Origin of the sequence: Mycoplasma todarodis, from assembly GCF_004335995.1 — a bacterium.
Taxonomy (GTDB): domain Bacteria; phylum Bacillota_I; class Bacilli_A; order Mycoplasmatales; family Metamycoplasmataceae; genus Mycoplasma_K; species Mycoplasma_K todarodis.
In genome coordinates this window covers 1-10,792 of sequence record NZ_PSZP01000029.1, presented here as the reverse complement: position 1 = coordinate 10,792, position 10,792 = coordinate 1, and the positions used below count along the sequence as shown (strand labels likewise).

Here is a 10,792-nt window from a genome sequence, read left to right as displayed (position 1 = left end):
TGGCAGGTAAATACGCATCATCATTAAGAATAACAATAGATGCTGTTGAGGATTTATTAGAATCATCAACCAAAAGGAGAAAAAATGTACGGAACAATATTAATTAGATTTGGTGAACTTTCTACCAAAGGTAAAAACAAAATGTCTTTTGTTAGACAATTAGAAAAAAATATGAAAAAACTTATGGGAGTTGAACCTGAAGTTCTTTTCGACAGAATGTTCTTAGAATATTCAGAAGAAAATATGGAAGGTCTACAAAGAATTTTTGGTATTTCATCTTATTCACCAGTTGTAACTGTTGAAACAGAGATGGGTGCTATTGAAGATGCAGCCTTAAAACTTGCTCAAAAATTCCCAGAAGCAAAAACATTTAAAATTGCAGCAAGAAGACATTGAAAGAAATTTGAAAAAACTTCACAAGAACTTAATGGATTATTAGGTGGACACATTTTAAGTAATACTGATTTAACAGTTAACGTTAAAAAACCAGACCTTAAGATCGAGGTTGAAGTTAGAAATGGTAAATCATATGTATTTTGTGAAAGAGTTCAAGGTTTAGGTGGATACCCAGTTGGTATAAACGGTAGAGTTCTACACCTAATCTCTGGTGGTATTGATTCACCTGTTGCAGCTTATGAATTAATGAAACGTGGATTACGTGTTGATTACCTTTCATTCATCACTCCTCCTTTTACAGATAACAAAACGAGAGAAAAGATTTCTGAAATCGTAAACCTACTTAATAAATATCAAGGTAAGTCATATATCTATAGGTTAACTTACACAGATTTAATGCATACAATTGGATTAACTTCAAAACAATCATATAAAATCACATTAATGAGAAGATCATTCTATAGAATAGCTTCAAAGATTGCTGAATCAAGAGGATACCTAGCTATTGCTAATGGTGAAAACATTGGACAAGTTGCTTCTCAAACACTTGAATCAATTCATACAATCCAGGAACAAGCTACACTTCCAGTTTTAAGACCAATTTTAACAGCTGATAAGATCGAAACAATTAACAAAGGAATTAAAATCGGAACATATGAAATCTCAATTGTTCAAGCATCTGAAACATGTGAACTATTCGCTCCAAAAGCGCCAGTAACTAAACCAACACCAAAAGAAGCTTACAAATTAGAAGAAGAATTTGGGAACTTACTTGAACTAGAAGACGAATGTATGGAACAAATGGAAATTGAAAGAATAGAGTTATAACTCCATTCTTTTTTATATTTGTTAAAATATAAGTATGTCTAGATATGTAAACTTACACACAAACACTGAATACTCTTTATTGGAATCAACAATTAAGATAGATTCATTAATAGAATATGCGAAAAATAATAAAATGGATACCTTAGCAATCACTGATCATAACGTAATGTATGGTGTTGTTGAATTTGTTGATAAATGTAAAAAGAATGGAATAAAACCCATCATAGGTTTAGACCTTGATGTTGAGGATTATAGATTAGTTCTTCTTGCTAAAAACTACAATGGATATTTAGATTTAGTTAGACTTTCTTCTAAGAGAGTTCGTAATAATGAAATAAAACTAAGTGATATCCCTGTAAAGGATTTATTTATAATTGACCACCCAACACTTGGACACTATGCCACAAAAGGTGAGGAACTTGTTCTTCATAATTATTTTGTTGGAATTGAACAAGGTGAGCATCCAAAAGGTGTCGCCATCTTTGAAGCTAGGACTTTGAAGGAAGAAGATAATAAAGCTTTAACAATATTGAATTACATTAAAAATTCAGAACAAAAAGAATTTAAAATGAAACCATATAACTACAATCCAATGGGTGTTAGTTCATTAATGATGGAACAAGCAATTATAATTGCGAAAGAATGTAATGTAGTTTTCCCAGAAGTTAAAAATATATTACCTACTTTCCCAACTCCAGAGCACTATACTTCTCCCGCCTACTTAAAACAAGTAATTCAAGATAACCTTGGAAAAAGGTTAAAAGAAAATTCTCAAAATATGGAATATATAAAAAGAATTAGATATGAAGTTGGGATAATAGAAAAATTAGGGTACTCTGATTATTTTCTAATCATCTGAGATTTAATTAAATGAGCAAAAGAACAAGATATCGCTGTTGGACCTGGGCGTGGTTCGGCTGCAGGTTCTTTAGTTTCTTATATTTTAGGAATCACTGATATTGATCCAATTAAATTCGATCTTATTTTTGAGAGATTCCTTAATCCAGAACGTATCACTATGCCAGATATTGATATTGATATACAAGATAGTAGACGTGATGAAGTTGTTAAATATATGTTTGAGAAATATGGTGCAAATAAAACTGCATTAATTATTACGTTTTCAAAATTAGGTGCCAAAATGGCCTTAAGAGATTCAGCTAGAGCTATGGGGATTACTCCAAGAGAAGTTGATGTTCTTTCTAAAATGATTAGATTAGGTGAAACTTTAGAATCAACATATAGAAAAGTTTCGGCATTTAGAGCTCATATTGATAGAGATCCTAGAATGCAAGAATTATTTTCTGCAGCAAAAAGTATCGAAGGTCTTCCAAGAAACCACGGTACACATGCGGCTGGTGTAGTTCTTTCTAAAAATGATATTTCTAATTCAGTTCCAACAATTAATGGGATTAATGATTACAACCAAACTCAATATTCAATGGATTATATGGAAGCTAATGGATTGTTAAAGATAGATATTCTTGGTCTAAGAAATTTAACTATTATTCAAGATATTCAAAAAGAAGTTTATGATAACTTCCAAAGAAGATTAGTTTTAGAAAAAATTAAGTTAAACGATAGAACAACAAATAAACTTCTTTCTGATATTGATACAAATGGTATTTTCCAATTGGAATCATATGGAATGAAAAATACTTTAGCATCTGTTGGTGTTGAGGGTATTGATGACATAACAGCGATATTATCACTTTATAGACCTGGTCCAATGGAATTCATTAAAACTTATGCAAATAGAAAGAAAGGGCTTGAAAAGGTTCCTAGTGTATCTGTTGAATTTGATAAGATTACCAAAAGAACTTATGGTATTATCATTTACCAAGAACAAATCATGCAAATAGCTCAAGAGTTTGCTGGTATGTCATTTGGTCAAGCTGATATTTTACGTAGAGCTATAAGTAAGAAGAAAATGTCTCTTATTGATGGTTTGAAAAAAGAATTTAACGAGGGTGCTCTCGCTAAGGGTCAAACTCAAGAATCAATTGATAATGTTTATCATTCTATTGAAGCGTTTGCTTCGTATGGATTCAATAAATCTCACGCTGTAGCATATGCTGTTATTTCATATAGAATGGCTTTCTTAAAAGCAAGATTCCCATTAGAGTTTTACACATCATTATTAAATGCATCTCTTGATTCTCAAAAAGCAGTCTTAACTTATGTTAACGAAGCAAAGAGAAAAGATATAGTTGTTAATGCTCCAGAAATAAATCATTCAAAAACAAGAGTATTCAATGAAGAGAAACAAATCTATATGCCACTTAAATTAATTAAGGGATTTGGTAATGTTGCATCTAAGAAATTATTAGATGAACGTGATCAAAATGGTAAATTTAAAGATTTCTTTGATTTTGTAGCTCGTGTAAAATTAGCTGGATTAGGTGAATCTGCAATAACTTCTCTAATTCAATCAAATGCATTGAGAAAATTTGCACATATGCAAATGCTTCTTGATACACTGCCTTCAGCAATAAGGTATGCTGATATGATTACATTTAAAAAAGATGGTGAGAAAGTTTTAGATTTTAATTTAATTGCTAAACCTAAAATGGTTCATAGTGAAAGAAATATTAAAAATGAAATTATTTCAGAAAATAAATTCTTAGGATTTAATTACAATGTATTCTTCACGGATCCATATGCAAATGAAGAAAGAATTAAAGACTTAGAAACAAAAGATACTGTTGAAGTTGCCATTTATGTGGATAAGATTTATAAGAAAAGAAATAAAGACGGAAAAGAATTTGCGGTTATACTTGCGCACGATTCTTCGAATAAAATTGAATTTACTGTATTTAATAGAACATGAGAATTTATTCATAAGTCAAAAGATAAGAAAGTATATATAGCTAAGATTAAAGTAAATATGTTTAACGATAAGAAAAACTACATACTTGCTCAGCCATGAAAGGAAACTAATGAATAAGATTTTATTAATTGACGGAAATTCACTTACATATAGAGGATACTTTGCTACCGCATTTTCACCAGCGGGTATTCTAACAACTTCGGATGGTATACCAACAAATGCAGTTCTTTCTATGAATAATATGCTTTCAAATATTATTTATACCGAAAGTCCTTCGCACATTTTGATTGCATTTGATGCTAAAAAGAAAACAAGAAGACATGAAATCTTCCCTGATTATAAAGGTGGAAGATCAAAAACACCAGATGAATTAATACAACAATTCCCAATCATCAAAAAAATGATTGAAAAAATGGGCATTAAATGATTTGAAATTGAAGGGTGAGAAGCTGATGATATTATTGCCACTGTTGCAAAACAATCAAGTGAGGCTGGGCATAAAGTTCAAATTCTTTCTTCAGATAAAGATTTACTTCAACTTGTTGATGAGAATATTGAAGTTTTATTCAATAACAAAGGTGTTAGAGACTTAAATGTTATTACTAATGATAACTTCTTTGAGACTCAAGGACACTTCCCCAATCAAGTTGCAGACATGAAGGGTTTAGTTGGAGATTCTTCCGATAATCTTCCTGGTGTTAAAGGGATTGGTATCAAAGGTGCCAACAAACTACTTGACAAATATGGTACTGTAGAAAATATTTATAGAAACATAGATGAAATCAAAGGGGCTACTCAAACAAAATTAATCAACGATAAAGAAATGGCTATGATGTGTAGGGATATCGCGACATTGAAGTTTGATGTTGAGATTCCATTTACTTTTGATGACTTTGCTTATAGATTTAGGGTTACACAAGAACTTATTGACTTTTATCAAAAATATGAACTTAAGTCATTAGTTAATAAATTTTCTAAATATAAAACTAATGATGTTGTTGAAGAAACAATATCTGAGGCAGGAATGAATGCAGAAGAGTTACCAATGGAAGAATTAGTTCCTATTGATATTCCGATTGAAACTCCTTTGGCAGAAGAAATACCTCCATTAGATATACCAACAATTAATCTTAATGATTCACAAGAAAAATTACCTCTTGATGATATAGAGGAAATTGAAGATGATATTTTCGAAGATGAAAATGTTGAAGAATCTGAAAAAGATGAAATCAAATATAAAAATATTATATTTTAAGAAGGCTATGCCTTTTTTTATATAATTCTTTTATGAAAGCAATAATAGGAAATCCCAATGTAGGAAAAACAACTTTCCTTAATAAATTAAGAGAAAATGGATATTCCACTTATGAAACTGATGCATGAGTTTCGAAACAATATAATAATAATGAATCAAATGTATTTAAGGGTTTAGTTAATGAATTCGGTGTAAACATTATTTCTGACAACAAAATTAGCAAAAACGCCTTAAAAAAACTAATAAATGAAGATTTTTCAAATTTGAAAAAAATAGAAATGATTGTACACCCATTTATTTACCAACATTTAGAGCAAAATAAGTATGATTTTGTGGAAATTCCTATATTAAAATGATCTCCTGTAAACTTTGTCGATTTATTTGATATGGTGATTAATTTAGTGGATAAACCACACCAAAATGAAATATACAATGTGGATAACTTTTCCGATACGCTAATAGACACTAATAAAAGGGGTTTCAGGAGTTTGGATACTGTGGATATCTATGCTAAAAACGTCAAAAATATAGAAGAATTTTTAAAAAAATATAGCATTCTCTCTCGATAAATCTATAATATTGATACCACTTAAAAAGGGCACTAAAATCGGAGGCAAAAATGAATCAATATATCGTAGAAACTAATGAGTATATATCACAAGATGATTTAAAGAATATAAGGACTTTATATTTACCAATAATAGGGAATAAAGCGGTATCTTTATATCATTCTTTAGTAGATGAGGCAATTGAAACATTTAAAGTCGATTTCAGACATCTATCAGCATTAATGAATTCTCTTCAATTTAATAAAGAAGATCTATTATCAGCTAGAAAAACTTTGGAAGCAGTTGGATTAATAAGAACATTCTCACAACAAGAGAGATCAACATTCTTATTTTCAATCTCAAAACCATTAGATATCAAAAAGATGCAAAATAACAAACTACTATTAAATAAATTAAGAAACGCTATTGGTGAAGTTGAATTAGAAAGAATCATATTTGAAAATAGAACACAAACTATAGATAAATCAGGTTATGTGGAAATTTCAGCTAAATATCACGAAATCTTTGAAATCGAATTAACTACAAAAATACAAAAGACTTCAGAAATCTCAATTCCTTCTTTTGAAAATAAAGAAGATGCAATGAAAGGTTTATCAGCAGAAATGTTTGCAAAATTCCTTACAAATGAACTTGCAGGTCCAACATTAGCTAAAACATTTGATTCTTTAAGAGGGCTAGGATTCTCAAATCAATCACTAAATGTTATTCAAAACTATTCATATGAAGTTAATAACAAAATTGTTGCTAAATATGTAGAAACAATTGCTTATGATTTTTATAAATCAGATATTACTTCATCATCAGATATTGAAAAAGAACTAAGTAAAGCTTCTGCTTCTAAGAAACACGAAGTTAATGTACAACCAACTTCAGAAATAATATCGGAAGGAGGAGATATAAGTTTAGATGAAATATTCTCTGACTTATTCTCATAATTCAATATGACAAAACAAGAAATAATAAACGAAGCTTTAGCCATACCTCGTGTAGCGGCTAGAGTTTTAGAATTAAAAATTAATTTAGAACAACTTGAAAGCGGAATGATTGTTCTTCTAGAGATTTTGGCAGAACAAGAATTAGAAGTTGAACCAAAATTTATCACTTCATTTGATCTTGCATCAGATGGTTCGTTAGTTATGACTAAAATACTTTCGGAAAGAGGGAAAGAATTATCAATAAATGACAATATAATCACTCAAACAATATCTCCAATTAATGAAAAAATAACTTTTGAAGATATGGAACAAACCAGAGAACGAATTGAATTTGGTTTATTCTTCAAAAAATTCAAACAAGAAGTTTCAGAAGAAATTAATCCTAAAGGATTCTTCTTATACGGTAAGATGGGTATCGGTAAATCATTTATCGCTCAAGCTATGGCTAACACTCTTGCAAAATCAGGTCAAAAAGTAGCATTCCTTAATGTGGCTGAATTAGTTTCTATAATTAAATCAAAATTTAAAACAGGATACGAAGAATTCTTAGAAGATTTAAGAACAGTTGATTATCTATTTTTAGATGATATAGGTGCAGAAAGTGTATCTGCATGATTTAGAGATGATATTCTTTTAGGGGTGCTTTCTACAAGAATGAATAATAAAAAGTCAACATTCTTTACTTCTAACTATTCTATGGAAGAATTAGAGAAAATCGAATCAAGAACACAGGGTGCAAAATACCCTGATAAAGCCAAATCAGCTAGGTTAATGGAGAGAATTAGAGCACTTTCGGTGCCAGTTGCAATAGGCGGGCATAATCGTAGATATTAGGTATCTACTTTTTTTATTATGAAATACTTGCTTTTTTGCGAAATAATTGTATAATTTTAATGCAGTTCAAGACTGCAGTATACTGCCTTATAAAAAAGGAAATTAATATGAAAAAAATCGCAATTAACGGTTTTGGTAGAATCGGACGTCTAGTATTTAGACAAATGATTGAAAACAAAAACTATGAAATCGTTGCAATCAACGACTTAACATCACCAGCTATTTTAGCTCACCTGCTAAAATACGATACAGCACACGGAAACTTCAACGGAACAGTTGAAGCTACAGAAGACTCACTAATTGTTAACGGCCAAACAATTAAAATCTACGCTGAAAGAAACCCAAAAGATCTTCCATGAGCAGAACTTAAAGTTGACGGTGTTGTTGAATCAACAGGATTCTTCGTTTCAAAAGAAGCATCAATGGCACACATCGAAGCTGGAGCTAAAAAAGTTGTTATTTCAGCACCTGCAAAAGGTGACTTAAAAACAGTTGTTTACTCAGTAAACGAAGAAGTACTATCAGCAGATGACCAAATCATCTCAGCTGCTTCATGTACAACAAACGCTTTAGCACCAGTTGCTAACGTTCTAAACAAAGAATTCGGTCTTGTAAAAGGATTCATGACTACAGTTCACGCTTACACAGGTGACCAAGGTACTCAAGATAAACCACACAACGACTTACGTAGAGCTAGAGCTGGAGCAATGAACATCGTTCCTACAACTACTGGTGCTGCTGTTGCTGTTGGTAAAGTTCTTCCAGAACTAAATGGTAAACTAGATGGTATCGCTGTACGTGTACCAACAATCACAGGATCACTTGTTGACCTTGTAGTTGAATTAGAAAAAGACGTAACTGTTGCTGACATTAACAAAGCAATGGAAGCTGCTGCTTCAGATTCACTAGCTTACGTAGTTGACCCAATCGTTTCTTCAGACATCATCGGAGCTACACACGGAACTCTATTTGATTCATTAATGACTAAAGAAATGACAGAAAAACTATTCAAAATCATTACATGATACGATAACGAAAACTCATACGTTTCACAATACGTAAGAACATTCGATCACTTCATCAACCTATAATAGTTGAAAAAGAAAATAGGCATCTTGCCTATTTTTTGTTTAATATAAGTTATAATGTGTTTATGTGAAAATTTATAGTATCAGCATCAAAGAAATCGAATTGATTAAATACACACGCAAAAGAAGTGTGTTTCGTAGGTAGATCAAATGTAGGTAAGTCATCACTTATTAATGCATTAGCTAATCAAAAAATAGCTAGAACATCAAATACACCAGGTCGTACACAATTGATTAACTACTTCCAAAACGAAGATGGTAAAATGATTGTCGATTTACCTGGATATGGATTTGCGAAAATGCCTAAAAAAGAATTACAAAAAATGTCTGAAATGGTTGAGGAGTACTTTGGACAAAGACAACAATTAATTATGACTTTTTGTCTAATTGATTCTAAAATAGGAATTACATCTGATGATTACGATATGTTTGAATATCTAGAAGCTGTAGGACGTCCTTATTTCATCATAGGAACTAAAGCTGATAAAGCTAAGCAAACAGAAATTTCTAAAACATTAAAACAAATCCACGAATTGGGAGTTGATTACATCATTACATCAGCTTCAAAAGGTAAAAATATAAACAAATTGAAAGCGGTTATTAAAAAGGTTTTTTAATAATAAAATGAATTAATAAACAGATTGAATTCTGTTTATTTTTTTAACTCAAAATGATTGTATTTGATGATTTTGGCATAAGAAAAAATACAATTCCACTCAAAAATATTCGCTTTACATAGAAGTTATAAAAAAATGCATTTATATATGAAATAAATAGCCTTTTAGTATTTTTTAATCAAAATATTTTAATTTATAAGAATGGAAAAGTTATTCCTATATAATATTATTGCTCGGTAATAAATCCGAAATGAAGGAGAATAATCATGAAAAACGAACCTGCATTATGAGTACAAGAAAATGCTGAAAACATCGAATTAATCGATGTAAGAACACCTGCAGAATTTGCAATGTCACACGTCAAAGGAGCTATCAATGTTCAAAAAGATGAGTTAATTGCAAATCACGCCAAATATTTAGAAAAAGATAAAGCTTATTACATTATGTGTGGTTCTGGTGGTAGATCACAATTCACTATCACAAGTCTTTTCTCTCACGGATATAACTTAACAAATGTCGCTGAAGGTATTAGTGGGATGGATGCTTCAAAATTAATAATGGAAGCTAAACCTGAAACTAAAAAAGACGGAAGATTAATACTTGAACACTTAAAAGATACAAAAATGAATTTCGTCATCCTTTTTGCTGAAAATTGTGGAACTTGCGATATGTTAAAACCTATTTTAGAATCTTTAGATGAAAGATATAAAGATGTTTCTACAATTGCTTTAAAAATAACTGATTTCCAAGAAATTGCCTCACAAGAAAATGTAGTGGGAACACCAACAACATTTGCTTTTATAGAAGGTAAAGAAGTATTTAATTTTAAGGGATATCTTCCTGAAACGGAAATTCTTAAAAAAATACAAGAACACAACAAGTAATAATTAGCGAGTTAAATCGCTTTTTTTATACACGTAGTGGTTTATTATGTGTTTTTCTTGTTATAATACTTTACGAGTAAGTAATTACTCCTTGGCATCAAATGCCCAGATGGCTAAATATGAAATTATGCTAGTTCTGGACCCTAAAGCTGACTCAGCAATTATCGAAAACCAAGCAAAAGAAGTTTTCGGTGGAGCAGCTGAAGTGAAAAAACTAGAAAATACAGATCTTGCTTATGCAATCAACAAATCAATGACAGGACAATACTTCCTGCTAACTGTTGAATCAGAAGGTTCAAACATTCAAGAATGAAACCGTAGATCAAACATTGTTAAAGAAATCTGAAGAAACTTAGTAATCAACCTATCTACTGAAGCTGGTTACGATAAACCATTCGTAGAAAACAAATTCTCTAAATACCCAAGACTTAGAAAAAAACAAGCTGAAAGAAAAGCTGCAATGGAAGCTCGTAGAGCTGAAAGAGCTGCTTATCAAGCTAGACAAAACGCTTCTAAAACAGAGGATAAGTAATGAATAAAGTTCTATTAGTAGGGA

The 10,792-nt window shown here is 30.7% G+C and carries 10 protein-coding genes; all 10 read left to right on the top strand.

Translation table 4 applies throughout. From position 1 onward, the window contains the following. The first annotated feature begins 84 nt into the window (after window positions 1-84). A complete protein-coding gene (gene thiI / locus C4B25_RS03405; RefSeq protein ID WP_131613650.1) occupies window positions 85-1,224 on the top strand; it encodes a tRNA uracil 4-sulfurtransferase ThiI in 1,140 nt (379 codons plus the stop codon). Window positions 1,225-1,258: 34 nt separating this feature from the next. Beyond that, window positions 1,259-4,171 (top strand): DNA polymerase III subunit alpha, encoded by a 2,913-nt coding sequence (gene dnaE, locus C4B25_RS03400; protein WP_131613649.1) that lies wholly within the window; start codon window positions 1,259-1,261, stop codon window positions 4,169-4,171. Next, window positions 4,164-5,309 (top strand): 5'-3' exonuclease, encoded by a 1,146-nt coding sequence (locus C4B25_RS03395; protein ID WP_131613648.1) that lies wholly within the window; start codon window positions 4,164-4,166, stop codon window positions 5,307-5,309. The genes dnaE and C4B25_RS03395 overlap by 8 nt, the downstream gene beginning before the upstream one ends. A 32-nt stretch (window positions 5,310-5,341) precedes the next feature. Beyond that, the gene (locus tag C4B25_RS03390; RefSeq protein ID WP_131613647.1) at window positions 5,342-5,878 is read left to right on the top strand and encodes a dephospho-CoA kinase; all 537 of its coding nucleotides are present in this window, start codon (window positions 5,342-5,344) and stop codon (window positions 5,876-5,878) included. Between the two features lie 50 nt (window positions 5,879-5,928). Continuing rightward, on the top strand, window positions 5,929-6,813 hold the full coding sequence (locus C4B25_RS03385; protein ID WP_131613646.1) for a replication initiation and membrane attachment family protein: 885 nt from the start codon (window positions 5,929-5,931) through the stop codon (window positions 6,811-6,813). 6 nt (window positions 6,814-6,819) lie between these two features. Further along, window positions 6,820-7,647: an ATP-binding protein gene (locus C4B25_RS03380; protein WP_131613645.1), complete on the top strand. Its 828-nt coding sequence runs from the start codon at window positions 6,820-6,822 to the stop codon at window positions 7,645-7,647. A 107-nt stretch (window positions 7,648-7,754) separates the two neighbouring features. Next, window positions 7,755-8,738, top strand: coding sequence for a type I glyceraldehyde-3-phosphate dehydrogenase (gap, locus tag C4B25_RS03375; RefSeq protein WP_131613644.1), 984 nt, complete (start codon window positions 7,755-7,757; stop codon window positions 8,736-8,738). 62 nt (window positions 8,739-8,800) lie between these two features. Continuing rightward, on the top strand, window positions 8,801-9,352 hold the full coding sequence (gene yihA / locus C4B25_RS03370; RefSeq protein ID WP_131613643.1) for a ribosome biogenesis GTP-binding protein YihA/YsxC: 552 nt from the start codon (window positions 8,801-8,803) through the stop codon (window positions 9,350-9,352). A 266-nt stretch (window positions 9,353-9,618) separates the two neighbouring features. After that, entirely contained in the window at window positions 9,619-10,236 is a 618-nt protein-coding gene (locus C4B25_RS03365; protein ID WP_131613642.1) for a rhodanese-like domain-containing protein, read from the top strand. A 109-nt stretch (window positions 10,237-10,345) separates the two neighbouring features. Further along, a complete protein-coding gene (gene rpsF, locus C4B25_RS03360; protein ID WP_168380689.1) occupies window positions 10,346-10,768 on the top strand; it encodes a 30S ribosomal protein S6 in 423 nt (140 codons plus the stop codon). Window positions 10,769-10,792 lie beyond the last annotated feature (24 nt).